The sequence below is a fragment of the Exiguobacterium sp. UBA6309 genome, from assembly GCF_002439205.1.
Classification (GTDB): Bacteria; Bacillota; Bacilli; order Exiguobacteriales; family Exiguobacteriaceae; genus Exiguobacterium_A.
Map to the genome: position 1 here is coordinate 39,253 of NZ_DJTL01000009.1, position 25,471 is coordinate 64,723.

The 25,471-nt window shown below is 45.3% G+C and carries 30 protein-coding genes and 1 pseudogene; 2 read left to right on the forward strand and 29 right to left on the reverse strand.

Annotation, left to right across the window (positions count from 1 at the left end):
• Window positions 1-8: 8 nt before the first annotated feature.
• From gcvT to B3M90_RS01480, 11 genes and pseudogenes are all read right to left on the reverse strand, one after another.
• Window positions 9-1,091, reverse strand: coding sequence for a glycine cleavage system aminomethyltransferase GcvT (gcvT, locus tag B3M90_RS01435; RefSeq protein WP_290782299.1), 1,083 nt, complete (start codon window positions 1,089-1,091; stop codon window positions 9-11).
• A 184-nt stretch (window positions 1,092-1,275) separates the two neighbouring features.
• Entirely contained in the window at window positions 1,276-1,590 is a 315-nt protein-coding gene (locus B3M90_RS01440) for a hypothetical protein (RefSeq protein ID WP_214855057.1), read from the reverse strand.
• Entirely contained in the window at window positions 1,587-2,072 is a 486-nt protein-coding gene (locus B3M90_RS01445) for a shikimate kinase (RefSeq protein WP_214855055.1), read from the reverse strand. The genes B3M90_RS01440 and B3M90_RS01445 overlap by 4 nt, the downstream gene beginning before the upstream one ends.
• Entirely contained in the window at window positions 2,065-2,358 is a 294-nt protein-coding gene (locus tag B3M90_RS01450) for a hypothetical protein (RefSeq protein ID WP_290782301.1), read from the reverse strand. Before B3M90_RS01450 ends, B3M90_RS01445 begins: the two co-directional genes overlap by 8 nt.
• A complete protein-coding gene (locus tag B3M90_RS01455) occupies window positions 2,334-2,762 on the reverse strand; it encodes a hypothetical protein (protein WP_290782304.1) in 429 nt (142 codons plus the stop codon). The genes B3M90_RS01450 and B3M90_RS01455 overlap by 25 nt, the downstream gene beginning before the upstream one ends.
• A 139-nt stretch (window positions 2,763-2,901) precedes the next feature.
• Window positions 2,902-2,979: pseudogene (locus B3M90_RS14530) on the reverse strand (prepilin-type N-terminal cleavage/methylation domain-containing protein); the annotation flags it as partial.
• Between the two features lie 5 nt (window positions 2,980-2,984).
• Window positions 2,985-3,446 (reverse strand): prepilin-type N-terminal cleavage/methylation domain-containing protein, encoded by a 462-nt coding sequence (locus B3M90_RS01460; protein WP_035409128.1) that lies wholly within the window; start codon window positions 3,444-3,446, stop codon window positions 2,985-2,987.
• Window positions 3,415-3,726: a competence type IV pilus major pilin ComGC gene (locus B3M90_RS01465; RefSeq protein ID WP_023467559.1), complete on the reverse strand. Its 312-nt coding sequence runs from the start codon at window positions 3,724-3,726 to the stop codon at window positions 3,415-3,417. The genes B3M90_RS01460 and B3M90_RS01465 overlap by 32 nt, the downstream gene beginning before the upstream one ends.
• 17 nt (window positions 3,727-3,743) lie before the next feature.
• A complete protein-coding gene (locus B3M90_RS01470; RefSeq protein WP_290754799.1) occupies window positions 3,744-4,685 on the reverse strand; it encodes a type II secretion system F family protein in 942 nt (313 codons plus the stop codon).
• Between the two features lie 14 nt (window positions 4,686-4,699).
• Window positions 4,700-5,542, reverse strand: a complete 843-nt coding sequence (locus tag B3M90_RS01475) for an ATPase, T2SS/T4P/T4SS family (RefSeq protein WP_056060197.1) — start codon at window positions 5,540-5,542, stop codon at window positions 4,700-4,702.
• Window positions 5,543-5,604: 62 nt separating this feature from the next.
• Complete coding sequence (locus tag B3M90_RS01480; protein ID WP_035409130.1) at window positions 5,605-5,991, reverse strand: Spx/MgsR family RNA polymerase-binding regulatory protein; 387 nt, start codon at window positions 5,989-5,991, stop codon at window positions 5,605-5,607.
• Window positions 5,992-6,215: 224 nt separating this feature from the next.
• Between B3M90_RS01480 and B3M90_RS01485 the strand changes: the two genes are divergently transcribed.
• The gene (locus B3M90_RS01485; protein ID WP_023467555.1) at window positions 6,216-6,479 is read left to right on the forward strand and encodes a DUF2626 family protein; all 264 of its coding nucleotides are present in this window, start codon (window positions 6,216-6,218) and stop codon (window positions 6,477-6,479) included.
• 41 nt (window positions 6,480-6,520) lie between these two features.
• Here B3M90_RS01485 and B3M90_RS01490 read toward each other — a convergent pair whose 3' ends face one another.
• Window positions 6,521-7,138 carry an MBL fold metallo-hydrolase gene (locus B3M90_RS01490; protein WP_214854904.1) on the reverse strand — a complete coding sequence of 206 codons (618 nt, stop codon included), beginning with the start codon at window positions 7,136-7,138 and terminating at the stop codon, window positions 6,521-6,523.
• A gap of 168 nt (window positions 7,139-7,306) precedes the next feature.
• On the opposite strand from B3M90_RS01490, the gene B3M90_RS01495 reads away from it, so the two are divergent.
• Complete coding sequence (locus B3M90_RS01495) at window positions 7,307-7,486, forward strand: DUF2759 domain-containing protein (RefSeq protein WP_035409134.1); 180 nt, start codon at window positions 7,307-7,309, stop codon at window positions 7,484-7,486.
• A gap of 105 nt (window positions 7,487-7,591) precedes the next feature.
• Here B3M90_RS01495 and B3M90_RS01500 read toward each other — a convergent pair whose 3' ends face one another.
• The 17 genes from B3M90_RS01500 to B3M90_RS01580 form a co-directional block, all read right to left on the reverse strand.
• Window positions 7,592-9,517 carry an LTA synthase family protein gene (locus tag B3M90_RS01500; protein WP_035409136.1) on the reverse strand — a complete coding sequence of 642 codons (1,926 nt, stop codon included), beginning with the start codon at window positions 9,515-9,517 and terminating at the stop codon, window positions 7,592-7,594.
• A 216-nt stretch (window positions 9,518-9,733) separates the two neighbouring features.
• Entirely contained in the window at window positions 9,734-10,684 is a 951-nt protein-coding gene (locus tag B3M90_RS01505) for an ROK family glucokinase (RefSeq protein WP_214854902.1), read from the reverse strand.
• Window positions 10,685-10,767: 83 nt separating this feature from the next.
• On the reverse strand, window positions 10,768-10,971 hold the full coding sequence (locus tag B3M90_RS01510) for a YqgQ family protein (RefSeq protein WP_035409139.1): 204 nt from the start codon (window positions 10,969-10,971) through the stop codon (window positions 10,768-10,770).
• Window positions 10,955-11,992: a M42 family metallopeptidase gene (locus B3M90_RS01515; RefSeq protein ID WP_290782306.1), complete on the reverse strand. Its 1,038-nt coding sequence runs from the start codon at window positions 11,990-11,992 to the stop codon at window positions 10,955-10,957. Before B3M90_RS01515 ends, B3M90_RS01510 begins: the two co-directional genes overlap by 17 nt.
• 160 nt (window positions 11,993-12,152) lie before the next feature.
• The gene (locus B3M90_RS01520) at window positions 12,153-12,662 is read right to left on the reverse strand and encodes a GNAT family N-acetyltransferase (protein WP_214854898.1); all 510 of its coding nucleotides are present in this window, start codon (window positions 12,660-12,662) and stop codon (window positions 12,153-12,155) included.
• Between the two features lie 255 nt (window positions 12,663-12,917).
• Window positions 12,918-13,874, reverse strand: coding sequence for an L-lactate dehydrogenase (locus B3M90_RS01525; protein WP_214854896.1), 957 nt, complete (start codon window positions 13,872-13,874; stop codon window positions 12,918-12,920).
• A gap of 165 nt (window positions 13,875-14,039) precedes the next feature.
• Complete coding sequence (locus B3M90_RS01530; protein WP_290782309.1) at window positions 14,040-14,819, reverse strand: DUF92 domain-containing protein; 780 nt, start codon at window positions 14,817-14,819, stop codon at window positions 14,040-14,042.
• A complete protein-coding gene (locus B3M90_RS01535) occupies window positions 14,813-15,358 on the reverse strand; it encodes a 5-formyltetrahydrofolate cyclo-ligase (RefSeq protein ID WP_214854892.1) in 546 nt (181 codons plus the stop codon). The genes B3M90_RS01530 and B3M90_RS01535 overlap by 7 nt, the downstream gene beginning before the upstream one ends.
• A 57-nt stretch (window positions 15,359-15,415) precedes the next feature.
• Complete coding sequence (gene rpmG / locus B3M90_RS01540; protein ID WP_012369771.1) at window positions 15,416-15,565, reverse strand: 50S ribosomal protein L33; 150 nt, start codon at window positions 15,563-15,565, stop codon at window positions 15,416-15,418.
• Between the two features lie 104 nt (window positions 15,566-15,669).
• Complete coding sequence (locus tag B3M90_RS01545) at window positions 15,670-17,853, reverse strand: 1,4-alpha-glucan branching protein domain-containing protein (RefSeq protein WP_214854889.1); 2,184 nt, start codon at window positions 17,851-17,853, stop codon at window positions 15,670-15,672.
• A 32-nt stretch (window positions 17,854-17,885) separates the two neighbouring features.
• Complete coding sequence (locus tag B3M90_RS01550; RefSeq protein WP_064300297.1) at window positions 17,886-18,611, reverse strand: DUF4912 domain-containing protein; 726 nt, start codon at window positions 18,609-18,611, stop codon at window positions 17,886-17,888.
• A gap of 113 nt (window positions 18,612-18,724) precedes the next feature.
• The gene (phoU, locus tag B3M90_RS01555) at window positions 18,725-19,387 is read right to left on the reverse strand and encodes a phosphate signaling complex protein PhoU (RefSeq protein ID WP_035409154.1); all 663 of its coding nucleotides are present in this window, start codon (window positions 19,385-19,387) and stop codon (window positions 18,725-18,727) included.
• Window positions 19,388-19,405: 18 nt separating this feature from the next.
• Entirely contained in the window at window positions 19,406-20,182 is a 777-nt protein-coding gene (gene pstB, locus B3M90_RS01560; protein WP_052019099.1) for a phosphate ABC transporter ATP-binding protein PstB, read from the reverse strand.
• A 95-nt stretch (window positions 20,183-20,277) separates the two neighbouring features.
• A complete protein-coding gene (gene pstA / locus B3M90_RS01565) occupies window positions 20,278-21,186 on the reverse strand; it encodes a phosphate ABC transporter permease PstA (protein ID WP_035409158.1) in 909 nt (302 codons plus the stop codon).
• Window position 21,187: 1 nt separating this feature from the next.
• The gene (gene pstC, locus B3M90_RS01570; RefSeq protein WP_035409160.1) at window positions 21,188-22,129 is read right to left on the reverse strand and encodes a phosphate ABC transporter permease subunit PstC; all 942 of its coding nucleotides are present in this window, start codon (window positions 22,127-22,129) and stop codon (window positions 21,188-21,190) included.
• 89 nt (window positions 22,130-22,218) lie between these two features.
• Entirely contained in the window at window positions 22,219-23,163 is a 945-nt protein-coding gene (locus B3M90_RS01575; protein ID WP_290754778.1) for a PstS family phosphate ABC transporter substrate-binding protein, read from the reverse strand.
• Between the two features lie 226 nt (window positions 23,164-23,389).
• The gene (locus tag B3M90_RS01580; protein ID WP_056060174.1) at window positions 23,390-25,462 is read right to left on the reverse strand and encodes a peptidoglycan D,D-transpeptidase FtsI family protein; all 2,073 of its coding nucleotides are present in this window, start codon (window positions 25,460-25,462) and stop codon (window positions 23,390-23,392) included.
• Window positions 25,463-25,471: the final 9 nt, after the last annotated feature.

Here is a 25,471-nt window from a genome sequence, read left to right on the forward strand (position 1 = left end):
TATCCCCCTTATTTCGTGCGACGATAAAACGGTGTCGCTGTTCGTTTCGCTGCTAGACGTTTTCCGCGTACTTCTACTTCAAATTCTTCTTTCTCCGCCACTTCAGAAGGAACGAGCGCCCAAGCGATTGCTTTTCCGACTGTCGGCGGTAACGTACCCGTCGTCACGACACCTACGACTTCTCCGTCATGCCAAACCGGTGCATCTTGACGCGCAATCCCTTTATCAAGTAGTTCAAGACCAATCAATCGTCTCGGTGCACCTTGTTCTTTCTGTTGTAACAAGACTTCCGAACCAACGAACGATTTGACTTGTGGTTTGACCGCAAAACCCATTCCGGCTTCGATGGGTGAAATCGTTGCTGATAATTCATGTCCATACAGCGGAAGACATGCCTCAAAACGTAATGTGTCACGTGCCCCAAGCCCGCATGGTACGACACCTTGATCAAGCAATGCTTGCCAGACAGCAGGTGCATCACCAGCTGCCATGTAGAGTTCGAATCCATCTTCCCCTGTGTACCCACTACGTGAGACGATCATTTCCACTCCTGCAATCGTCCCTCGTTGGAACTTGAAAAATCCGATCTCCGATAAAGCAAGTGGTGTCATACCAGAAAGGATGGCTTCCGCCCGTGGTCCTTGGACCGCAATTTGACCATATTGTTCCGATTGATTCTCAAGCGTGACGTCCCCTGTTAGATAGTGGCGTAAATGTTGTTCGTCTTTTTCAATGTTCGAAGCATTGACAACGAGAAGATAATCCGTTTCTGCTAAACGATAGACGAGTAAATCATCCACTGTTCCACCGTCTTCTTGGCATAAGACGTTATATTGCGCTTGCCCCACCGCAATCTTTGAAATATCATTTGATAACGTGGCTTGTAAAAATGTCAGAGCATCCGGTCCGCTGACGAACAGTTCACCCATGTGCGAGACATCGAACATGCCGACGTTCTCTCTTACTGCAACGTGTTCTTCTTTAATCGAGGAAAACAAAACTGGCATTTTAAATCCCGCAAAATCCACCATCTTACCGGTTTTCGAAACCGTTTCGAATAATGGTGTTCTTTTCAATGTCGTCTGACTCATACAAATCCCCCTATTAACGAACGTTTTCACTCTCTCTTCTCATTAATGTTCCATTTTCAAATTTATCTTACCAATTTAAATCATAATTATCTAGTATTATTCGGAAAAAGGAACATACGAAAAAGAGAGAAAGGACCCTGTCCCTTCTCTCCTATTGTTTCATATTCTTCCCATGAAAGCCATTTCAAAATTGTTTGATTCCGGCAGTTCGTTTGATTTCCTCCTGGAGTCGACGACCTTCCGTCACCAATTGGCTTGTTCCTTGCTTCACACGATTTCCTTCTTCAGTGATTCGATTGATATTTCCTTTGATTTGATCGATTCGCTGCGTCGTATGATCAATGTTCGTCTGCAAGGTTTGCTGACGAATCGTAAAGCGCTCCATCAATTGCTTTAATTGTTGAATATCCTGAGATAGCTTCTTCTTGTAAAGAATGAATCCGAACAACACAAGTCCTACGATGGACAATAAAATAATACCTAACGTAATCCAAATCATGACTTTTCCTCCAATACAGTTTCAATCGCATGAACCAACTCTTCGATTGATGTCGTTCCTTCAATGCGAACAGTGGCAACTCCAGCATACAAAGAATAGCGACGATCGAATAAATGCTTCACCTGTTCCCGTTCTGTCACGAGTGGACGATTCGAGTCAGAAGCAATCCGTTTCCAGATGACATCAAATGGCGTATCAATCCAAATGACTGTCCCAGCCTTTTTCATGAACAGTCGGTTCTCTTCTCGTTCGACGATTCCACCACCTGTGACGACTACCTCCGCTTTGCTGTTCCTCAACAATTCGCTCTCGTGTGTACGAAATCCTGCTTCGCCATGCTCAGCAAAAAAAGAAGGAATCGTTTGTCCATGTTTCTGTTCGAAGTGTTCATCCAATTCGTCGACCGTGTATCGTCCACGTAATCGATGTCCGACGGCTGATTTACCAGTTCCCATAAAGCCAATCAAATAAACCTTACTCATGTGTAGCGACCGCCTCGATTCTTTGACCATTCTCTAATCTCGCTTCCATTTTAAAGCCTTTATCGGTCACTGTACAGCTGACTTGCCCGATTGGATAGCGGAGGGTCTCATCCTTCGTACAATCTGCTTTTGCCGCGCGGATGAGAGATTCGAGTTGTAGTGCTTCTTGTTCCAACTGATGATGGCGCATTTCTTCGTCAATTTGCTGACAAGAAATCAAGAGCACGACTCCTATTCCCAGAAGTAACAGTAAGGTCTGAATCAAGATGAATCCGTCTTGACGCATCGGAAGGAACGTTTGCTGTCGTTCAACTGAATTGAAAGGATCTCGGCAGTGCTTGTCACAGTGTAATGTTTGACATCGCGAGCGTATGTCAGTTCACCTCCTTGTTCTTTCTTGAGGCGTAGTTGATCTTGCACACGGACGAGACGCCATTTTTCAGCCGTCTCTCCCGGATTAACGTCCATTCCGCGAATCTCATCTCCAACGCGTTCACACATCGTACTCCGCCACATGAGCCGTTCTACGGTATGAAAGAACAGTTCTTCATTCATTCGATTGACTTCTGGTGGGCGAACGAGTGGTGTCAGCGTCAAAATCGCCAACAGGAGCAACGGACTGATCCACAGGACGAACGATAGTTCGAGGAGGGTCATTCCGGATTCTGCTCGCAAGACATGTCGTTTCATTGCACCACGCTCCTTGCTTCAGAACATAGGACACTGTTCGGTTTTCAACTTGATCCGTCGCCATCTGCTCAAGCTGTTTCGTCTCTTGTTCCCAGTTGATTTGTTTCGTTCGTAAATCGAGATAAGGATCGATCGCTAGCATTATGAAGACACCCATCGCAACGATAGAGAGAATCACTTCGAGCAAAGAGAAACCCGCTTGTCGTTTGTCCTGCATACTTCTCACCTCACTTTACGGATTGCCATTTGATAGTTCCCAAGTAAGAATTTAATTTCATACTCGGCTGTTGCCGAACGGCAAGACCACGTCGCTGCATAAATCGAGTGATAGCTCTTAAAGTAGATGATGCGGTTTGACGGGGGAACGGCACATGTATGCCCATTCTGGAACGTTCGTTGCCATAACAGCCGGTCATCCGCAAGAACAAGGTATCCTGTCCCGTCTCCACGAAATCGAAACTGCATCAATGCTTGATCTTGTTTCGAGTACTGCATGAGCCGAAGCGTCTGAATATCTTGTTCCATTAGACGAACCTCTTGTTCAAGCGGAATCCAGTCCGGTCGTTTTTCAAATAGTGCCGGCAACAACAAAACAAGTAAACAAGCAATGATTGTCAGTACCGCCGTCATCTCAAATAAGGTAAATCCTTGTTCACTTCGTAAGTTCGCCAGTCTTCGGATCATAAGTATACGTCTCCTGATCACAGACGAGGGCATTCGGTTTATCAGCAGTTCCCCGATTGATCGTCTGAAGCGATTCTGGGTACTTCTTCTCTTTGGCATAGTAAAGGTTTACTTCTGACCGAATGACCCGGATGTTCGCCTCACAACTCACACCTTTCGCCTGGTCCTTGCCGCTTGTCATCGTAGGAATCAAAACGAGCAGTAATAACGAAATGATCAATAAGACGGCTGCCATCTCCAGTAAGGTGAATCCATCCTGTCGTTTTAAGAATTGTTTCATCGTATCGTCTCCTCTGTTTAGAATGGAAGCTGCTGTATCGCTAGCTGAATCGGATAATACAAGATGAGAAACAACGTTCCCGTCATGATCGTCAATCCGCCGTACAAAATCGGCTCGATCCATAACAACTTTTTCTCTAACTCCTCTTCCATCGACTCATGCAAGAGCGTCGCTTGTTCAAGCAACAACGGACCAAGATCTCCACTTTCTCGCGCTAAATGGACGATTCCAATCGTCTCGGCTTCGATGATCTCATCTTCGCCAAGCGCTTCTGCAAGTGGTTCCCCCGCCTGTTGTTTAGCATGCAAACGAGCGTACAAATGACCTTTTTTATTCGCTTGTCCTTGCTCTAGATGACGAAAGGTCTCTTCGAGCGAAAAGCCAGCATCGATAAATGATCCTACTTCGATCGTGAATAAATAGCTGTAGTAGAGACGAATCAAACGCTGTAGCGGTTTCAGTCGTAAAATACGGTTTAATGGAAAGAAGCGAAAGAAGAAGTAACCGGAGGTTAACAAAATAACGGGAATACTTGCGAGCATATATTTCGCAGAGGGGTGAAGAAGAAGATGAAGAAATGAGGGGAGAGTTTTCGGGTCCGACATCTCGAGGAGAGATGGAAATACGTAGAGGGCGTAAAAGAAGAACAGCAGGAATAGACTGGTCGCTAGAACAAGCGGATATCGGATCATCTTCCAAAACTTCGATCGCATTTCTGTTTCGAGGTCGAGCAGTTTCACGATTTGGCGAAGAACAAGCAACGGTCGCTCTGTCCTTTCTCCAACAAAAAGAAGTCGTTTTAAGGTATTCGTTAACGCAAGCGGTTCAAGGGATGCTGCAAAGGAGTCTCCTTTTTCAAGACGTTGCTCCATTTCTCCGACCACTTCCGAGAACGGATGACGCTCGAATCGTTTTAAAATGAGTAGCGTCTCTTTCGCGGAAATTCCTTTTGATAACAAGCGATGATATCGTTTTAAGAACCGACTTTGATCGCGGCTTGTAAGTTTCTGACGGTACAGCGGACATCCTCTCCTTTTCGCTCGAGATGAATAATGCGTTGACAGACAGCTAGCTCTGACTCTTCGATACCTAAACTGCGCAATCGTAATCGCGCTTCATCAATACTACCAGCGTGTAGCGTGAACAACACGACGTGACCACTAAGGGCGGCATTCATCGTCAAACGTGCTGCCTCCCTTGTCCGCACCTCACCAAAAGCAATCCAATCTGGATCCGCTCGCAGTATTTCCTCAAAACATCGAGTAGCAGTGAAGCCTGCTTTTTCATTTAGTTCCAGTTGTAAGACGTTTGGTACCGTACATTCCACCGGATCTTCAATCGAGATGATTCGTTTTTCTTCCATTGCACTCATCAAGGAATATAACATCGTCGTCTTTCCTGCACCTGTGGATCCGGAAATGACGATACACCCATGTCGTTGTTCAGCTAACCATGCGAAGTCCAATTGATCATGTAACGTTTGTAAAGCCGTTTCTCGAGAGACTGTCGAACGATAAAAACGCCACGACATCGCATCCCCTTGTCGACTCGGTAACAACGAGACACGCATTCCCTTTTTCCCATGTGGATACAAGCCACTTTGCGGAATTCGTTCATTTTGTTCCTTTAAGTTCGCCTCATAGCGAATATGGCTGACAAGCGTCCGGTAACGTGTCAGTTCTACGTCATCTTGTTCACACAGCCCATCGCTCGTTCGACAAACGATTCGGACGCGAGTCTCGTTCGGAACGAAATGAACATCTGTTGCACCGAGTGCTTCGAATCGTTCCATGAGTTGTGTCGTCCATTCCTTCATTTCTACTCACCTCCCTACAGCAAACAATACACAAAAAAAAGAAGCCGACCAAACCGGCTTCTTTACGATACGTGTGCTATTGTCCGATGTTTACGCTTCGCTAATGTCTCAAGACCCGGTTTATCATACCCAATAACGAGTTGTTTTCCATCAGTGATGATTGGGCGGCGTAACAATTTCGGGTTATCACTCATGAGGCGTAATAACTCACTGAGTTTCATGTCTTCAATATCAATGCCGAGATCTTTGAAGGCTTGACTGCGTGTTGCGAGCAAACTTTCAATCCCGTCTGTCGATAATTTTAACAGTTCCATGAGTTCATCAACTGTTGGAGCATTTCTGAACAGATGACGTTCCTCTACATCAACATGTTCCTCTTTTAACCATGATTTCGTTTTACGACATGATGTACAGCTTGGATATGTGAAAAAGACTAACTCATTCGCCATTTTTGCTCCTCCTCTCAAAGTGTGGGGTTTCATTACAGTTACTATAGCACGACATTTTGACTTTGTACACCTTTTGTACAACTATTGTACAACTTTTTTTGAAACTTCATCTTTTGTTCACAGTTATTCCTTAACAATCACTAGAACAGGATAGACGAATGATTGTTTGCTTGGTAAAATAAGTACGTATATTGACTATCTGTCGGATTTAGGGGGTTATAGGAATGGGGAGAATGTACCGCGTACTCGGTTTCTGGACTGGTATCATCGCAGTCATGGCATTTATCGGCGCATTGGGTGGCGATGCAAGCTCAAGTGAGCATACGGATTCATTTTTAGTCATGGGCTTCGTCTTCTTGGCACAAACTGTCTTTTTTGCAGCGCTTGGTTACTTGCGTTTAACTGAAAAAACGTATGTCTATATCTTTGGAGCTTACTTAACTGTATTTTTCATCGTCTTTACGTACTGGTCGAACTTCCAGATGTAATGAAAAAACTCGTCATCCTCTTGGATGGCGAGTTTTTTTGCTTATAGAAACGGATTGGTTTTCATCTCTTGTCGAATCGTCGTATTTGGACCGTGACCCGGATAGACTGTCGTGTCTGCTGGTAGTTCCGCAATGAGTCGATCAAGCGAACGCATCAATACGTCTTGATTCCCACCATAAAGATCCGTTCGTCCGACGCCTTGTTGGAATAGGAGATCCCCACCGAACGCGATTCGTTCTCCCTTGAAATAGAACGTCACACTTCCTGGTGAGTGTCCTGGCGTCTCAAGTACATGCATTGAAAAGTTACCGATTGCCAATCGTCCTGGTTGTAACAGATGATCGGCTGGCTTCATGCGCATCGGCGGCATGCCGAATTTTGCCGAACCATTCCATTCTGGATTACCAAGCCAGCCTGCCTCTTCCGCATGAACGTAGACAGGAGCTTCCGTGAAGCGTCGTAACATATCCACACCACCAATGTGGTCAAAGTGAGCATGGGTCAAAAGGATTCCTTTTAAGGTTGCTCCTCGACTTTCAATTTCATCGAAAAAACGCATATCTTCTGTTCCTGGATCAATGACGAGACACTCCTTGTCCTTAAATAACAAGTAGCCATTCTCAGATGCCATACCAGAAGTGATCATGACGATTTCCATTCTATAAAACCCCTTTTCAATAGACTCTTCCCCTACTATACACGAAATTGTCGAAAGTTCCTGCAACGCCCTCTCGACTTTATCCCGAGAGTCGGATAAACTAAAAAGTGAGATTTAAGTGAAATCTTCGTGAAATTCATAATGTGATTGTTTAAGGGGGAGTACGTCATGCATTTGGATCAACCAATCGGTTGGCTTTTCTTCTTCGTCGCACTCGTCGGTGTTTGGGCCGTCGTTCGTTCACTTAAGAAACGCCAAATGTTTCCACTCGTATTCGCGGCCCTAACTGTCGTCTTATTCGGCTGGTTTGGGATTGCGACATTGATTTACGGCGGTATTCCATCGTAATCAGAGTACGCTAAAAGAGAGGTGCCTCGAGCATCTCTCTTTTTTGTTATTTTATAAAAAGAGTAGACCTACTAGAACGTAGACCTACTCTCAGTATTATCTTACTTATTTTGAAGTTTGAAGGAAACGTAGCAAGTCGCCATAGATGACTTTATCTGAGAGTCCTAATTCTTTCTCAGATTGTTTCGTAGATTGTTTACACATTTCCGCTTGTTCCCCGTCCTTCACTTCTTCTCCTGTCTTACGGTCATAACATGTTTCTTGCGTGTAGACCGTCTTATCTGTTACGACAGAACCGTCACGGAACAACGCATAGTCTTTATGTTGTTTTGAGAAGAGATCGGTACCGAACAAGATCTCATTCTTGAAATCATGACCTAACAGGTGAAGCAATGTTGGTTTGATATCGATTTGACTCGCAACATTTTCGTGTTTGACACCTTTCGTTTGACCCGGTAAATGAATGACGAACGGTACACGTTGCAGTTGCGCAACATCATACGGAGTCAACTCATCTTTGTTCATGAGTTCTGCCATCGCAGCATTATGGTTTGTTGAAATACCGTAATGGTCACCGTATACCATGAAGATCGTATCATCCCACGTACCATCTTTTTTGAGACCTTCGATGAACTTACCGAGTGCCATATCTTGATACGCTAGCGCCTGAACGTAGTGGTTCAGTGTCGTAGAACTCGTTTCTAGCGGTGGTACGAGTTCATCTTCTGGTTTTGGCATCTCAAATGGATAGTGGTTCGTTAACGTAATGAATTTCGAATAAAACGGACGTGGTAAATCTTTTAACATCGGAAGTGACTGTTCAAAGAACTTGTCATCGAGTAAGCCCCACTCCGTCAAATCTGCCGGATCCCCTAAATCATAATCCGTCTCCGAGAAGAAACGATCTACGCCGAAACTGTTGTAGACGATGTCCCGGTTCCAGAATGACTTGTTATTCGCATGGAAAACAGCTGAGTAATAGCCATCTTCTTTCAACATCTCAGGTGTTGCACGGAATTCGTTCTCTCCGTTCGTAAAGAATGCAGATCCACGACCAAGTGGATAGATCGAATTCTCAAGAATGAACTCAGCATCTGACGTTTTCCCTTGTCCTGTGTTGTGATAGAAGTTATCCCATGAATGGGATTCCTTGATCAATTTATTCAAGTTCGGTGTAATTTCTTGACCGTTTGGTGCTTTTAAACCAACGGCAAATGATTGAGCTGACTCAAACGAGATGACGATGACGTTCTTACCTTTATACTTGCCGAACATCGCCGGATTGGCTGCAGCATGCTTCGAATCGATGAAGTTTTGGACTTCTGATAACTCAGAGCTATCCGCAAGTGCTTTTTGCGCAGATGTCTTCGACTGGATGAGTGCGTCATACATATGGAAGTTAAATGTTCCGATGTTCTTAACGAGTAATTCCCGGTCAAAGGCACGTGTCAATAATTCTGGACGTTCTGTCTCAGCAAGCGTCAAGTTTCCAAGGAAGACGACGACTGCTGCGACGAATGCAAGAATCGCGCGTCCACGTGACGCGACGTTTTTAGACATATCCATTTTCCGTAAGAAAAATGGTAAGATGATCAAATCGCCGACGATCAGTAAATCAGCCCAACTTAAAAGCGATGCGAGTGAAGCTGAAACCGTCTCCGCATTCGAAGTTTGGAACAATACTGGCAACGTCAAGTAATCATTAAAGAAGCGGAAAAAAATGATGTCCGCATATAAAATGATGGTTGCGACGAACAGTGTACCGTAAATGAACCATTTTTGAACATTTCCTCGGAAGAAGAAGCTAAATCCAAACATGAAGAGCGCTGAACTAATAGGATTAATTAGTAGAATGAATGCTTGCGCGGAGTTCGTTACGGGAACGTTGAAGAAAAGTGTATACGCTAAATACGTTTTTAACCAAATCAATAAGGTCGCAATCCAAAAAAGCTTATGCTCTTTATAAGTACTGCGAACGCCTTGACCCATCTTTAGGCGCATTCGCGACCAGATGTTTGCGTCTTGCTGCATAAAAACCTGCCTCCTAATTTACATGTGCTTTCTGCTTTCAGTTCACACAACTTACATCATAATGTACATATACCCATATCACGTGAAAATTTTACGCTTAGTTTTACAAAAATGCAACCGGAATCCGGAAGATACTTAACAATCACACAATTACTATACGTTTGTAAACAAAAAAAAGATTCGCCGGAGCGAACCTTTCATTGAAATTGAATATTATCATTTTTTCAAGAACATTTGCTTAGCAAGCCATGCACAGCCGATGACTCCAGCATCGTTTCCGAGTTCAGCGATCTTGAACGTCGTTGATCCAAAGACACGGGGTAACGCAAACCGTTCAAATTGCTGACGTAGTGGTGCAAGCAGTGTTTCACCTGCTTTCGAGACACCACCACCGATGACGATGATTTCCGGATTGATACTATTTGCTAGATTCGAAATCGCAAGTCCGAGGTGGAACGTCACTTCCTCTACGACATCCGTTGCGATACGATCGCCTTTCTCATATGCTTCAAATACATCTTTCGCCGTCACTGCTTTAATGTCATTCAGTAGTGTTTCTTGTCCTTTACGTTTCTCAAGACCAAGACGGGCGATACCCGTTGCTGAAGCAATCGTCTCAAGGCATCCTTTACGTCCACATCCACATAGGACGCCACCTTCAGGCAACATCGTGATATGACCGATTTCTCCTGCCATTCCGACCGTACCGTGAACGATTTGTCCGTTCGTGATTAGACCACCACCAACACCCGTACCAAGTGTGACAGCGAGTAATTCTGTTGCGCCACTACCGGCACCTTTCCACATCTCACCGATCGCTGCTGCATTTGCATCATTTTCAAGTACTGCCGGTAAACCTGTCAACCGTTCGAATTCACCGACGAGTTCAAAATTATGCCAACCGATGTTGACCGCCTTTTCGACGACACCTGTATTGAAGTCGATGAATCCCGGCGCGCCGATTCCCGCTCCGACGAAATCCTCTGGTCGTTTATCGCTTTCTTGACACTTCTCAAAGAATGATTTTGCAATATCTCCTGGAATTTGTGCCCCATCATTCAGGATCACCGTCTCAATCTCCCATTTTTCCACGATGATGCCTTGCAAATCCAAAATTGCCATCTTCACTGTCGTTCCACCGATATCAATGCCGAGTAACCATTTCATTGCTCTGTCTCCCCTATGCTCATATAATGTCTACTTGTTCATTTTAACGGACACACTCGTATTGCGCAAAGGGTTGCGCAACCTTAAACATTATCGGATTGTGAACGTTTTAACTCATGTCGTAAGATGAGTTTTGCTGAATCATACTGACGTTGCTCTAAAACGCCTGCTTCTTGCAATTCATCAAGTTCGAGCATCATCATCGCAATATCTGATGCTCGATCTCCTAGATAGATGAATGTTCCGTACGTCTTAAGTAACTGTTGTACATCATACAGTGTCTTCATCGACCATCGGCTCCTTTACATACGCATGTAGCAAATCATAGGTCGCTTGTAATGACGTCTCATGTGTTCGCTCGTAAGAATGGCTCGATTCAATCCCCGGACCAAATAGTCCGTGTCGAACATCATGGCCCGCACGCACTGCTGCCGAAGCGTCCGAACTATAGAACGGATAAATATCAACTTTATATGGGATACTATTGCGTTGTGCTAGACGTGTTAGCTGATGACGTAACTCTAAGTCATACGGACCGGAACCGTCTTTTGCACAAATCGAGACCGTGAATTCGTCAGAGTGCTGACCATCTCCTAACGCACCCATGTCGACCGCGATATATTCTGCGACTTCTTCCGTGAATCCAGCATTTCCACCGAACCCAACCTCTTCGTAATTTGAAATCAGGATCTGGACCGTGTGTGGCAGGTCGATGGTTTTCCATTCTTTAATCAATTCGAGCAACAAAGCAACCGATGCTTTATCATCGAGATGGCGCGATTTCACAAACCCAGTTTCCGTATAGAGGAAACGCGGATCAAACGTCACGACGTCTCCTACTTCAATCCCCGCGACCCGCGTCTCTTCTGCTGTCGTCGAACGAATATCAAGTCGGACTTCGATATTATCAGCGGACCGTTCCGTTTTATTCGTCTCGCGTGACGTATGGACACTCGAATGATGGAAAACAATCGTACCGGAAATCGTTTGACCGTCCATCTTATGAATGAGACAGTTCTCTCCTTCGATCGCTGTCCAAGCATACCCACCTAACTGTGATAAACTGAGTCGCCCCGTTGGCAAAATCTCTTTTACCATTGCACCTAACGTATCGACGTGTGCCGTCAGCAATCGTGTACGGTTTGAAGCGCCAGGCAAAGTCGCTAAGATCGCTCCCTTTTCAAGTTTGCGATACGTGATCCCGTCTGCAACCAAACGCTTTTCTACATATGTAATCGCTTCTTTCGTCGAACCTGTCGGACTTGGAATCGAGACCAACTCTTCAATCGTACGTATGACTTCTTTCATGTTCATTCGCTCCCTTTCAATCGGACTACACCGTACTATCCGCTTTGTTTTCATGATAACAAATATTCATTCTTTGTCGGTACTGATATCCTATATGCACTACGCGAAAAAGCTGTAGCACTTTTTTGCTACAGCTTTTTGTCCACACCATATAATGAACTTAGACGTATTTTTTCATCCAAATATCATCGCGGTATGTGCCGTCTTCTAATTTTACAGAGTCTGGATCTTCGGCATATACTTCAAAGCCGAGCGATTCGTAAAGACTTTGCGCTGCTTCATTTCCTGATAATACGGCAAGAATGACTTGCTCAACGTCTGGTAACTTCTTCGCCTCGTCGATCAAGGCCTCCATTAGAGCACGACCGGTCCCTCCACGATATTCAGGCGAAACATATACTCCGGAAATCATCGCTTTGTGCGACTCACGTGACAGTTCGTATGGCTTGACCTGACCAAACCCAAACAATACATCGCCGTCGAACATACCGAGCCAAATCTCATCGGAGTCGGGTTCTCCTTCTAGACCTTCTCGTACTTCGCGGAGCGGGGTTTGCTGTTCATCGTCAAACGAATGACCGAAAGCATCTGGATGATTCTTTAATCCCTCAAGGCGTAGATTCCAGTATTGTTCTGCATCCTCTTTAGTTAATTTTCGAAAAGTATACATGACTGTCGATTCTCTCCTTTTTTGGGTTTCATGACGTACAAAAAATAACGGAAAAACGCTTCTATCTCTTACTTAACCTTTTTCTAGTAAAATAAAACCTAGATTTTTTCTCTTTAATTTCACTTAAATACAGTAGTGATGTTTGCCTCTTCTTTTTTCTCATAACAAAAACTCAAAGGTGGACACTAAGATACAGGATCACCATTTGAGTTTTTAAGCTCTCTATTTATGAGGTTTTCGTCATGCTTCGCGCCGTTAACCTTGCAAGACAGGTTCGAGCGTCTGACGCAATACATCAGCAGAATGATGAAACTTCTTCATTTCTTCTTCCGTCAACGCGACTTCAATGATTTCCCGCACACCTTGACGATTGATGATCGCCGGTACTCCGATGTGAATGCCGGAAATCCCGTACTGCCCATCTACATATGCCCCGACCGTCAACAAACAGTTCTCGTTCCCAAGGATGGCACGCACGATTCGAACAAGTCCAAGTCCAATCGCATAATAAGTTGCTCCTTTACGTTCGATGATATGGTAGGCAGCATCCCGAACGTTGATATAGATTTGATCAAGGTCTGCTTGAGAATAACGATTGTCCTCAGCAAGCAGTTCATCAATCGTTTTTCCATAAATACGGCTATTACTCCAGGCAGCGAATTCCGTATCTCCATGTTCTCCAAGAATGTAGGCATGGGCATTGCGAGAATCGATGTGAAAGTATTCTCCAAGCATTTGACGCAGACGTGCTGTGTCGAGTACCGTTCCTGATCCAAATACGCGTGATTTTGGAAGACCGGAATACTTCCAAGCCAGATGTGCCATGATATCGACAGGATTGGAAGCAACGACGATGATACCGTCAAAACCGGAATCCATAATCTGACGAATCATTTCTTTCATGATCAATGCATTCTTTGCGACGAGATCAAGTCTCGTCTCACCTGGTTTTTGAGGAGCTCCCGCCGTGATGACGACGACCTCCGCCTCTCGGCAGTCCATATACTCTCCAGCCCAGATTCGCATCGGTGAAGAGCTAAATGGTGTTCCGTGGTTTAAGTCCATTGCCTCGCCTTCTGCTTTGGCTTTGTTGACATCAATGATGACAAGTTCTTCACAAAGTCCAGCTGTTGACATCTGATAAGCAAAGCTTGAACCAACTGCACCAGCTCCAATGAGGGCTACCCGTGTCACTTTCGCATGTAATTCCATATCGTTATGTCCACCCTTTCATTCGTCCTAAGAGTTTGTTAACTATCTCACAAATAAATTGTAACATCTTTCACATTCTTTGTACCATGTGAAATTAATCACATTTGTCCATTTTGTGTCATTAATATCCTAACATAAGGAATTACACACTCATATACTTTCCAGTTACCAGATTCGAATGATGATAAACCCGATTCCACTCGCTAAACCACTTGTTAAGACATTGACAGCATCATTCCCTAAAAGTCGAATGCCTGAAACGTAAACGGTCGGTTGACCATGGTGTTCTCGCTTTTCCGTGTATTCCCCACAAACCGAACATCGGTAAACGCGTTGCCCTACTGCTCCAAATAGTGTATCCAGTAGGCTCCCGAGTACACCGATGCTTGTTACGAGTAAGACGTCTCTTAAAGAAAGAGAAAATATCCAATGCGCTGCTACCGCAATGAATGCAGCTCCTGCAATCGTACCGACCGTTCCAATTAGCGACATCGCTCCACTCGTCCCTGCTGGTACCCGCCGTAACGTTTTGAGCGACCACGGATCACGTCTTGAGAGCGGCCCGATTTCGGATGCCCACGTATCAGCATTCGATGCTGCGATGACGAATAGAAATAACAAGAGATACGCAAAATCCATCGTCATGGCATACGCTAAGGCAGCAACGAACGCTACCCCTCCATTCGCAAGAACCTGCCATCCGTCACGCGCGCCATCTTTCTCAACGATGGAGTCGACCGATTGTTTTCTGGATCGTCCAACCTTCGATAACAAGCTCGAGCTACCAAAGAATAGTAAGAGTACTACTAATCCTTGCCATCCAAATCCAAATGAGACACCACTACCGACGAGCAGGGTCATGATCGCACCACTTGTCGTCAATAAATGAAAAGATCGTCCGGTCCAAGCAAGCAATAGACAAAACAAAATGGTCGCGCTCAGCATCGGATGACCTCTAAATCAGTGACGATCAGGTCAACGGGGATATCAAAGGCTTCTACTTCAAAATCGGAAAGAAGTTGTTCGGAAAAGGCAATCGATACTTTACATCCTGCATAGGTCACGAGTGCACGATCGTAATAGCCTCCTCCCCACCCTAAACGATATCCGTCCCGTCGATAGGCACGACCCGGAACGAGACAAAGCTCTGCTTGAGCAAGTGAAGCCCGACGTGCTGAAGCGGTCGGTTCAGCAATTCCCATCTGATTTGCTTGAAGTTGATCTTCTGGTCCATGTTCATAAAAGACCATCTCGTCTCCCACTACTTTTGGTATCAAGACCGTCTTGCCCTCTTGCCACGCCTGTTCAATCAGCATTCTTGTATCACATTCATTTCGAAAAGCTAATGTGATCGCGACACATGTCGCTTGTTGCCACTCAGGCAACAACAAAACATGTTCGTAAATCAACCGTTCCTTCTCCGTACGATTCTCCAATACATCTAATCTTTCTTTGATCAGACGGCGTACTTCTTGTTTGTTCATGACTGTCTTCCTTTCCACAAAAAAAGCCATCACACGAAGTGACGGCTTCCATCTCAATTATTTCACTTCACGGTGAAGTGTGTGCTTACGGAGACGTGGGTTGTATTTCTTCAACTCAAGACGCTCTGGGTTGTTACGCTTGTTCTTTTTAGTGATATAAGTACGGTCACCAGTTTCAGTGCAAGCTAATGTGATTTTAACGCGCATGGGATTCCCTCCTATCTAGCTCTCGATGTATCAAGTGATTTTGCTTTACATAAGGTTAAGCATACTCAAGTATCGTACCAAGAAAGGAAAGGAATTGCAACTGTTCATCCGTTCTTTTTCGGATTCGTCACGTGTTGATATGGTTTTTCAAGGTTCTCTTCAAAACGCAGTGGCTTCTTTTCGACGTGATACTCTTGTTCCACCCCGTGACGTGACTCTTCTCGTTCTAGATAAACGACCGCTGATTGGCGCAACGCATCTCCTTCAAGTCGTTTTAAGGCAACGACCAGACCACCTGAACGATCAGGAGAACGCTCACTTTCGACATCGTAGACGTTACTTACGAGTGGCAACTCTTTCATCTTCGCGATAGCTTGGGCAGCTGATGCGGTCTCCATGTTGAAGTTGTGGATGACTGCGAAATCAACGATCTTACTCAAGGCTTGCGCTTGGCGTAAGAATGCTAAATTTAGTGCCGCCAGTTGGTTATAGGTCTGAACGAGCGGTAGACCCGTCACTTGCACTCCGTAAACATGAACACCTTCTTCAAATCGATACGCTTCTGGATGTTCCGTGACGACATAGACATTCTCACCAGCAGCAGCAAGTCGTCGAGCGAGCTCCGAAGCCGGCCGGTCTGACGCATCATATTGTCGGACGAACAACAAGATGGCGTCCGTATTCCAAGATTTCTCACGCTTCACTGCCACGTAGTAATCATGTGCTGTCAAGAAGACATCCGGTTCAATATCTGAATCTTGAAGGAAAGGATATTCGCGATATCGATCATCCAACCATTCCACCGTCAGCTCCTCAGCATCCAGGCGACGCTCCGTTTCTTCAAAACGTAGGATGTGCTCCCGGAAACGATTCGCAGCATATTGAGCTGTCGTCTGTCCATCGAGGATGAACGGCCAGTCGCTCGAGACAGCGAGGAGGTATTCTCGAATGAGTTGACGCTTTGCTTTGACAGTCAACGCATCTTGATGACGATTTCGGGCTACGACACCTGCTAGTCTCTTCTCAAGTTGATGGAGATGACGAATCATCCAGTCATTCCGTTCATTGATCCAGACTTCCGCGTAGCCTTTTCGTCCCCACGTTCCCATCGCGACATGTGCCGTGTCGATGTCTTGGAAGTGACGTTCGAGGAAGATCGCCGGTGAAATCGACTCAATTCCTTGATCTTCTAAACGTTCCATCGCTTTACCGAGGAAGTCGGGACCTTCAAACCACCAGTGACCGAACAATTCGGCATCAAATGGTGCTGTGACAAGGAATGGTGGGAAGTTTTGTCCTTGATGCGCATCTAAATGTTCACCGAGTGCTTGTGCGAAGTCTGCTGCGTGCTCACTTGTCCGTTGCCATGCCCAATCACGGACGTAATAGTCTTTTTGATCCGTTTCTCCTGTTACGCGATGTAATTTCAACCCTGTATCATAACGTAGTCCCTCTGGGTGCATGAACTCAGCGATTTGATCCCACTCTCGATCGTACGCAAGGTCACGATAAAACTCGCGGTAATCCGGATGACCCGGGTATCCGATGACAGAGCTCCAGATTTTTCCGGAAATGATTTGATCACGCGGGAAAAGTGCCACACCGTGCGGCGAATAGACGGGTGCTCCGATTCCGTGTTTCGGTGACGGATCCGCGTTTAAGATTGAATGTTCGTCAACGAATGTATAACGAATGCCCTCTTCGTACAAAATACGGTCAAGTCCTGGCGTATACCCACACTCTGGCATCCAAAGACCAGTTGGACGGAATCCGTAATGACGTTCAAAACAGTTCAATCCTGTCTGAATTTCAGAACGTGCCGCTTGTTCGGACAACATGTGCGGACTGAATCCGTGCGTCGCCGTACAGGTAATCAAATCAAGATAACCTTGCTCCTTGTAATGACGGAATGCGCGGTTCAAATCTTTTTCCCAGTGAAGGAACGTATTCAATAAGTCTTGATAACGGTCTTGATAGAAAAGAAGCGCATCTCGTTCCTTTTGAGCAAGCTCTCGTTTTAGTTCCTGGCGAATCAAACGTAACGTATCCTCGATATGCTCGATATACCGCTCTTGAATCAATGGATCGGCAAGCATCTCGATGACGGGTGGCGAAATGCTGACCGTCCAGCCGAGCGGACGTGACAAGCGATCGACCTCCCACAATAATGGGATGTAGGTTTCTGAAATCGCTTCATACATCCACCGTTCTTCTAGACGATGCGCCTCTTCATGACGGATATATGGTAAATGTGCATGTAAGACGAGTGAAAAATATCCTTTTCGCATAGCTTCTCTTCCTTTCCCTCTCTCTAATTCCATTACCGGACGCGATCGAAATAGGAATACGGGCGTAAGACTTCGACCCATTCCGGCTGTTCGACCTCTCCGTATTGCCAATGATGCACGACTTCAGCGAACCGACCATCCGTGACCGGTTCGTCGCGTGGCGTCTCGACTGGTTTTGACCGCAGTACTGGAACGAAGTCCCCATCGATCGTTTGAATGCCCCATTCAATGATGTATGTAGTATTCGGGGCGACTGGTCGAACGAACCAAGCATTCGTCATTTCCGGTAGCTCGAATTGATACGTCCGATTTGCCTGTCCTTGTTCGTATTCAACAAGCGTGACATCAATGATGCGTAATTCTTTACGAAACGAATCAAACGTCGTGTGATAGTGCGTCTCTAGCAACTGTTTCGACAGTTCAGATAATTCCCAGTAGACGTATAACGCTGTCGGTGACTGAACGATGGCATGGAGGATATCATCCTCGTAATGTGTCGCCATTCCAAACGCGTCGCGTTCGAGCGAAGGTACCACTTGCACAGACGGTACGACGTCTAATACCGGTGCAGTCGACTTTTTCGTCTGCTTGACCGTTTTTGATTTTACTTTCGGCGCTGCTACAGAAGGTTGTTCTGTTAACGATTTACGATATTTGGTCCAAGCATATTTGATTTTTCCTTCAGTCGTATCCAATTGAGCTGCGATTTGTTTTGTTGTCAGCCCTTGTTCCTTCATTTTAATGATTTGCTCAAGCATTCCCATTCCCAATCACCTCTCTGTCATTATTCACTTCTTTCCTATTCTACAAACGTGTTTCGAATCCCTTTACAAAAAAAGTAGGCAGAGGAAATTCCTCCTGCCTACTTGATTCATCCGTTTAAATCATAATGTTTTCCTTTTTCGAGATAGATCAGATGCTCTCCGACGTTCGTCAAATGATCACCCATCCGCTCGATGTAGCGGCAAATATTCGTGAATTGCATGACTTCATCGACGACGATCGGCTGAAGTGACATATGACGCATGTACTGGCGAAGTGCCTTATATGTCGTCTCATCAATGACGTTATCGAGATCAGACAGTGCTTTTGCTTTTTCGACATCTCCATCACGATAGGCGACGATTGCAGTTTCCGTCATATCCAGTAATGTCTCGAACGCTTCCTTCAACAACGAGATATCGATGACATACGGGAATGTTTCGACACGTAGAACCGCTTTTGAAATATTCCCCGCATAATCTGCAATCCGTTCAAGATCCGATGAAATCTTCATCGCCGTGATAATCCGTCGTAAATCCGTCGCAACTGGTTGTTGCTTCGCGATTAAGAGGATCGCATCATCGTTGATTTCGAGTTCAAGATCATCGAGTTCATTGTCGTTCGCAATGACACCACGTGCGATATCTTGATCATATTTTTCGAGCGCCTCTGCTGTCGTTGCGATTTGTTGCATCGTTTTTCGTGCTAGTAAAAAGACTTTTTGATCGAGTATTGCAAGGTTTTCTCCAAAAATTGTACGGTTCGCTGCCATTCGTCTCGTCTCCCCTTCTTATCCGAATCGTCCTGAAATGTAATCTTCCGTCCGTTTGTCGGTCGGATTTCCAAAGATCCGGTCTGTTTGATCGAACTCGACGACTTCACCATTCAAGAAGAATGCTGTTTTGTCAGATACACGTGCAGCTTGCTGCATGTTGTGCGTGACGATGATAATTGAGTAGTCCGATTTCAACTCTTGGACGAGTTCTTCTACTTTTAATGTAGAAATCGGGTCCAGTGCCGATGTCGGCTCATCCATCAAAATGACATCCGGCTCGATCGCGAGGCAACGCGCGATACAGAGACGTTGTTGTTGACCACCCGAAAGACCATAGGCATTTTCATTTAAGCGATCTTTGACTTCATCCCAAATCGCTGCTCGGCGTAAACTACGTTCCACGATCTCATCAAGGATTTTTTTGTTTTTAACGCCATGGACACGTGGTCCATATGCGATGTTATCGTAAATTGATTTTGGGAATGGATTCGGTTGCTGAAAGACCATTCCGACAGACGTCCGTAATTCTTCAACACCATACTCTTTTTCAAAGATATTACGTCCGTGATACTCAATGACACCATTCGTCCGCACGATCGGAACGAGTTCGACCATCCGGTTCAATGTTTTGATGAATGTCGATTTACCGCATCCTGACGGTCCAATAATTGCCGTAACTTCATTTTTTTTGATATCAAGATTGACATCTTTAAGCGCGTGATCGTCACCGTACCATAAATTTAAATTTTTAACGTTATAGACGCTCTCGCGTGCTACTACTGGTTGGTTCATACGCTCCGCCCCTTCTGTGACGACTGATTTCGTATTCAGCTTCGTATCCATCATCTGTCTTCCTCCTTAAAAGAAATCCCTTCTATCTCGTTCGATTAATAGCGTTTAGAAAATCGGTTCCGGATCCAGATCGCAAGCGAGTTCATCGTCAAGAGAATGACCATCAAGATGATGATTCCTGCTGCTGCAAGACCTTGGAAGTCCGCTTGTGGACGACTTGTCCAGTTGTAGATTTGAATCGGTAATGCCGTGAACTCTGAGAAAATCCCTTCTGGCGCACGGGCGATGAAAATGGCAGCTCCGACCATGATCAACGGTGCTGTCTCACCGATTGCTCGGGATACAGCTAAGATGATTCCTGTAATGACTCCCGGAAGTGATGCCGGAAGAACGACTTTGAACGTCGTTTGCCATTTCGATGCACCGAGTGCGAGTGATGCATGGCGCATCGCTTGTGGCACGGCGCGAATTGCTTCTTGAGAAGAAACGATGACGACCGGAAGACTCATCAATGCGAGTGTCAAAGCTCCAGCAATCAACGTCGAACCAAAGCCCATATTACGGACGAAGAACGTTAATCCGAGTAATCCGAAGACGATCGACGGAACACCTGCGAGGTTCGAGATATTGACCTCGATGAACGATGTCATCCGACTCTTTTTTGCATATTCTTCTAAATAAATTGCTGCTCCAACACCAATGATGAAAATCATCGGGATGATCAGGAGCATCAAGAAGATCGATCCCATTAACGCTGGATAGATTCCGGCACGTTCCGCACGACGAGATGGTGCGTTTTGTAGAAATTCAAGTGATAACCACGAAGCACCGTCACGGATGACGCCGAATAGGAGAATACCTAAGACGACGAGACCGAAAAACAGACCGACGAGGAAAATGACTTTCGTTACATTGTTGACGACGAGGCGTTGGCTAATGGATTTCTTAACTGCGACCGGGTCGATGAATTTTTTTGTGACAGGTTGTTTTTCTGGTAAGGCCATCTTAATACTCCTCTCTGAAGCGGCGTGTGATCCAGTTCGCGAGTAAGTTCATCAATAACGTAAAGACGAACAAGAGCGTACCAACCGCATAGATACTGTAATATTCAACTGTTCCAAATCCAGCATCGCCTAAAGCGACCTGAACGATATACGCAGTCATCGTCTGGACCGGCTCGAGTGGATTAACAGCAGCTGTCGGATTCGAACCACCAGCGATCGTCACGATCATCGTCTCACCAATTGCCCGAGACATTCCGAGTACGATTGAAGCAATGATTCCGGACAAGGCAGCGGGAACAACGACTTTTAATGCGACTTCAAGACGTGTCGAACCAAGAGCAAGCGCACCGTCACGAATTTTTTTCGGGACAGAGCTCATCGCATCCTCAGAAATCGAGGCGATCATTGGAATGATCATGATCCCGACGACGATCCCCGGACTGAGCGCATTGTAGATTTGAATGCCTGGAATTAATTTAACGAGTAGTGGTGTGACGAACGTCAACGCGAAGAATCCGAAAACGATCGTCGGAACACCAGCTAAGACTTCTAAAATCGGTTTTAAGATACGGCGTGCACGGTCTGACGCATACTCACTTAAATAAATCGCAGACGTGAGGCCGATCGGCACGGCAACTAGCATCGCAATCACGGTAATCTCAAGTGTACCGACGACAAGCGGCCAAATCCCATACTCTGGTTGAGAGTTCAGTGGATACCAGCTCGTACTGCCGAAAAATTCCTTGAACGGAACGACTTCAAAGAAATGCTCGGTTTCAATGACTAACGTGAGAATGATGCCGATGGTCGTAACGACCGAGACGAACGCACACAGAAATAAAACGATCGGCATGATGCGTTCCATGACGTTTTTCACACTGAATTTTTGCTGTCGGTTCTGTTGAATCAGCTCGCGAACCGATTTATTGGGTGTTGAATTCATCCTTCTTCGCTCCCTACTCCTTCTTGACATGAGAACGGGACCCAACCGGTACAGACTTCCCCGGTTGGGCCATCCTCATGACTCGATGATTATTTCATTGCATCTTCGATTGCTTTTGTGTTTTCATCGTAACGATCTTGTGGCATTTTGATATAACCGACTTCTTCAGCTAAATCTCCAGCGTTTTCGTTCGCGAATTTCACGAAGTCTGCCACCTGTTTTTTATCGTTCAGTGATTTGTTGTTGACGTACGTGTAGATTTCACGTGACAACGGGTAAGATAGATCTTTGATTGTTTCTGGTGTTGGATCGACAGCATCTTTTCCTTCAGCTGAAAGTGGTACTTCTTTTAACTTATCTTTATTTTCAGCGTAGTAGGCATAACCGAAGTAACCGATCGCACCTTTCGTTCCTTCAACCCCTTTGACGAGTACGTTATCGTCCTCAGACAGTTGAACGTCTTTACGCATGTCTTTCTTCTCAAGTACTTTCTCAGAGAAGAAGTCGAATGTTCCTGAATCTTTCCCTGGGCTGAAGAACTTCAGTGGTTCAGCCGGATAAGAAGAATCAACATCTTTCCAAGTCTTAACGTTTGGGTCGAGCCAAATCTTTTCGAGTTGATCAAGCGAGAGTTCTTTTACCCATGTATTATCTTTGCTGACTGCAACAGTTAGACCATCATATGCAAGTGAAAGTTTTGTATATTCGATGTTGTTTTTCTTAGCTTCAGCTGCTTCTTCTTCTTTAATTTCACGCGATGCGTTCGAGAGATCCGTTTCACCGACGACGAAGCGTTTGAATCCGCCACCCGTACCAGAGACACCGACAGTGACATTTACGTCAGGTTGTTCCGTTGAATATTCTTCACCGACAGCTTCCATGATCGGGAAGACTGTAGAAGAACCGTCGATTGCGATTTTCCCTTTTAAATCAGATGAACTAGCAGAACCGCCTTTATCGTTACCACATGCTGCCCCCACTACTGCGATTGATGCTACCGTTGTAATGAGTGCTGTTTTTTTCATCCAAGACATGATTAATTTTCCTCCTCGAAAGTATGTCGCTGACGATGCTACGACTTTTTATCCGTTTTCCTTACAAGACTTATACTACGGATGAACTATTAAAACGAAATGAATCCAACGTAAAAGAATTGTAAAGGCGTGTTTTTTAGTGTTTACAATTCGAAATCCATTACAAAAAAAGGTCAATACAAACAAAAAAAACGAGAGTGATTGCTCACTCTCGCTTAGTTTCTAGTTAATTTGGTTTAGTTTGCCACGGTACGTCCTTAACGTTGAAGTACGCTTTGACAAGATCATGACCGATTTTCGAGTTAACAGTCTCTTGCTCCATGTAAGGAAGGAACACGGCCCAAGCCATCTCTGGATTGTCATACGGTGCCCACCCGACAAGATTCGAGTTCAACGAACGAACCGGTTGCCCGCTTCCGTCACGTAAGGCGATTCCGTCATCCCCATAGACGCTGACCTGTGCAGTACCTGTTTTTGCTGCAGCATCGATTCCAGTTTGTGCGATGACTTTGGCTGTACCACGCTCACCTTTTACAACACGGTGCAACCCTTCCCGGACATGATCAATATTATCTTGACTGACTTCAATCCGGTTCAGATAATTCGTTTTAAAGCTGTAATCGACTTTTTTCGTACCCTTTTCAATCGAGTTCGACGCCAATACTTCTTTTAAGAAGTGAGGCTGAACTCGATAACCACCGTTCGCAAGTGTTGAAATGTACTGCGCGACTTGAAGCGGCGTAAAGGCATCGTACTGACCAATGACTCGGTCCATCAACAACGTGACACGGTCTGGCGTCCCTTGAACACCTTTTGCTTCGTAAGGCAAATCAACACCTGTCGTCACCCCAAGACCGAACTGACTATAGTAATTCTGCATGATGGCAGCTGCTCCATCCACGCTCGCACCAGCAATCCCATTGCTCGGATATTTCGCCATCCGCATCGCAATGTTAAACATATAGACGTTCGACGAGCGCTCAAGCGCCGTTAAATCCGTAATCGGTCCCATGTTAACATATGATCCTTTTTTTGTACCTCCGATTGTGATCGGCGCATCGTTGATGACTTCGTTTTGACGAATGACACCTTCCTGTAGTCCCATCGCAACTGTCGCACCCTTGATCGTTGAACCGATTTGAAGAGACGTCAAGACATTATTAATCGCTACATCCGTGAACTTCCCAGTCGAAGGATCAAGCTTTTGACCTGACATCGCTAAAATCTCACCAGTTTGTGGATTCATGACGACGGCATATCCTTCTTTTAAATAACGACTACCCATGCCACGACCCATTTTGATCGCTTGTTGCATGATTTGATCTACTTTTTTATTGTATTCCGCATCAACGGTTAGAACGAGGTCCTTCCCGGACTCGCCTTCTTCACGTTTTGGATCACCGACCGGTTCTCCATTAAACGTTTCGTACACATCGTATGCCGGTTTCCCGCGCAGAAGATCTTCGTACTGTTGCTCAAGGAACGAAGTCCCGACACGATCATTCAAACTATATCCTTTTGCTTTGAACTCCGCTTGTTGTTCTGCCGGAATCTTCGAGTACTTTCCGAAGATATTGCGAAGTGTTCCTTCATACGGATAAGAGCGTTCGTAAAACGGTTCAACCGATACACCTTTCAAATCTTCTAAATTTTCATCGATGATTGCCATCTCTTTTGCAGACGCACCGAGCTTGACGAGTTGTGGATCAAGTGCATAACCGACTTCCATGTTATGTTTGATCGCAATGACTTCCATTGTCTTGTCATCATAATCGATATCTTTTTTCGTGATCGCATCCAGGCGGATTTGATCTTGTTCCGCAATCGAAAGCTTACTTTGCGCTTCCGTCGAAGGATACTTCTTTTTCACTGCTGCTTGGTAACGACGATCCGATTCTTCCGTGTTCGTCGCGACCCAAAAATCCTTGATGTCACGTTCCGTGACTTTCCAGTCTTTTTTAGGTAGATCAATGATTGCTGCGAGACGCTGCGCGATTTCAATACGTTCATCTACTTTCGTCGATTGTGCGCGACGATATACAATGGAGTATTTAGAAATTGTATCGACAAGTAGACGACCATCCCGGTCATAAATCTTACCACGTGGTACTTCATACTTTGATGCAGTCATCTCCGTTTTTTGGACTTCCCGCGAAATTTTTTCACCATTGACGATTTGAACGACTCCTAGACGGAAAATCAAAATCGCAAACAATAAAAAAACGACGAAGAACATTAAATTCAGACGAAGCGGCAAATGATTACGCCGTCTTCCTCGTACGGTGATTCGTTTAGCCATGGCGTACTC

Bases quoted from the DNA above. Each gene is read 5' to 3' on its own strand.
- B3M90_RS01475 (WP_056060197.1), bottom strand. From the start codon at position 5,542: ATGAAGGAATGGACGACACAACTCATGGAACGATTCGAAGCACTCGGT.
- B3M90_RS01545 (WP_214854889.1), bottom strand. From the start codon at position 17,853: ATGCGAAAAGGATATTTTTCACTCGTCTTACATGCACATTTACCATAT.
- pstC (WP_035409160.1), bottom strand. From the start codon at position 22,129: ATGAATTCAACACCCAATAAATCGGTTCGCGAGCTGATTCAACAGAAC.
- phoU (WP_035409154.1), bottom strand. From the start codon at position 19,387: ATGGCAGCGAACCGTACAATTTTTGGAGAAAACCTTGCAATACTCGAT.
- pstB (WP_052019099.1), bottom strand. From the start codon at position 20,182: ATGAACCAACCAGTAGTAGCACGCGAGAGCGTCTATAACGTTAAAAAT.
- B3M90_RS01550 (WP_064300297.1), bottom strand. From the start codon at position 18,611: ATGCTTGAGCAAATCATTAAAATGAAGGAACAAGGGCTGACAACAAAA.
- B3M90_RS01580 (WP_056060174.1), bottom strand. From the start codon at position 25,462: ATGGCTAAACGAATCACCGTACGAGGAAGACGGCGTAATCATTTGCCG.
- B3M90_RS01485 (WP_023467555.1), top strand. From the start codon at position 6,216: ATGGGGAGAATGTACCGCGTACTCGGTTTCTGGACTGGTATCATCGCA.
- B3M90_RS01575 (WP_290754778.1), bottom strand. From the start codon at position 23,163: ATGTCTTGGATGAAAAAAACAGCACTCATTACAACGGTAGCATCAATC.
- pstA (WP_035409158.1), bottom strand. From the start codon at position 21,186: ATGGCCTTACCAGAAAAACAACCTGTCACAAAAAAATTCATCGACCCG.
- B3M90_RS01520 (WP_214854898.1), bottom strand. From the start codon at position 12,662: ATGTATACTTTTCGAAAATTAACTAAAGAGGATGCAGAACAATACTGG.
- B3M90_RS01480 (WP_035409130.1), bottom strand. From the start codon at position 5,991: ATGGCGAATGAGTTAGTCTTTTTCACATATCCAAGCTGTACATCATGT.
- B3M90_RS01465 (WP_023467559.1), bottom strand. From the start codon at position 3,726: ATGAAACAATTCTTAAAACGACAGGATGGATTCACCTTACTGGAGATG.
- B3M90_RS01535 (WP_214854892.1), bottom strand. From the start codon at position 15,358: ATGAACAAACAAGAAGTACGCCGTCTGATCAAAGAAAGATTAGATGTA.
- B3M90_RS01530 (WP_290782309.1), bottom strand. From the start codon at position 14,819: ATGCTGAGCGCGACCATTTTGTTTTGTCTATTGCTTGCTTGGACCGGA.
- B3M90_RS01505 (WP_214854902.1), bottom strand. From the start codon at position 10,684: ATGAAATGGTTACTCGGCATTGATATCGGTGGAACGACAGTGAAGATG.
- B3M90_RS01445 (WP_214855055.1), bottom strand. From the start codon at position 2,072: ATGAGTAAGGTTTATTTGATTGGCTTTATGGGAACTGGTAAATCAGCC.
- B3M90_RS01515 (WP_290782306.1), bottom strand. From the start codon at position 11,992: ATGAAAGAAGTCATACGTACGATTGAAGAGTTGGTCTCGATTCCAAGT.
- B3M90_RS01440 (WP_214855057.1), bottom strand. From the start codon at position 1,590: ATGATTTGGATTACGTTAGGTATTATTTTATTGTCCATCGTAGGACTT.
- B3M90_RS01490 (WP_214854904.1), bottom strand. From the start codon at position 7,138: ATGGAAATCGTCATGATCACTTCTGGTATGGCATCTGAGAATGGCTAC.
- B3M90_RS01500 (WP_035409136.1), bottom strand. From the start codon at position 9,517: ATGCAGCAAGACGCAAACATCTGGTCGCGAATGCGCCTAAAGATGGGT.
- B3M90_RS01460 (WP_035409128.1), bottom strand. From the start codon at position 3,446: ATGATCCGAAGACTGGCGAACTTACGAAGTGAACAAGGATTTACCTTA.
- B3M90_RS01450 (WP_290782301.1), bottom strand. From the start codon at position 2,358: ATGCGTCAAGACGGATTCATCTTGATTCAGACCTTACTGTTACTTCTG.
- B3M90_RS01495 (WP_035409134.1), top strand. From the start codon at position 7,307: ATGCATTTGGATCAACCAATCGGTTGGCTTTTCTTCTTCGTCGCACTC.
- B3M90_RS01455 (WP_290782304.1), bottom strand. From the start codon at position 2,762: ATGAAACGACATGTCTTGCGAGCAGAATCCGGAATGACCCTCCTCGAA.
- B3M90_RS01510 (WP_035409139.1), bottom strand. From the start codon at position 10,971: ATGAAGACACTGTATGATGTACAACAGTTACTTAAGACGTACGGAACA.
- gcvT (WP_290782299.1), bottom strand. From the start codon at position 1,091: ATGAGTCAGACGACATTGAAAAGAACACCATTATTCGAAACGGTTTCG.
- rpmG (WP_012369771.1), bottom strand. From the start codon at position 15,565: ATGCGCGTTAAAATCACATTAGCTTGCACTGAAACTGGTGACCGTACT.
- B3M90_RS01525 (WP_214854896.1), bottom strand. From the start codon at position 13,874: ATGGAATTACATGCGAAAGTGACACGGGTAGCCCTCATTGGAGCTGGT.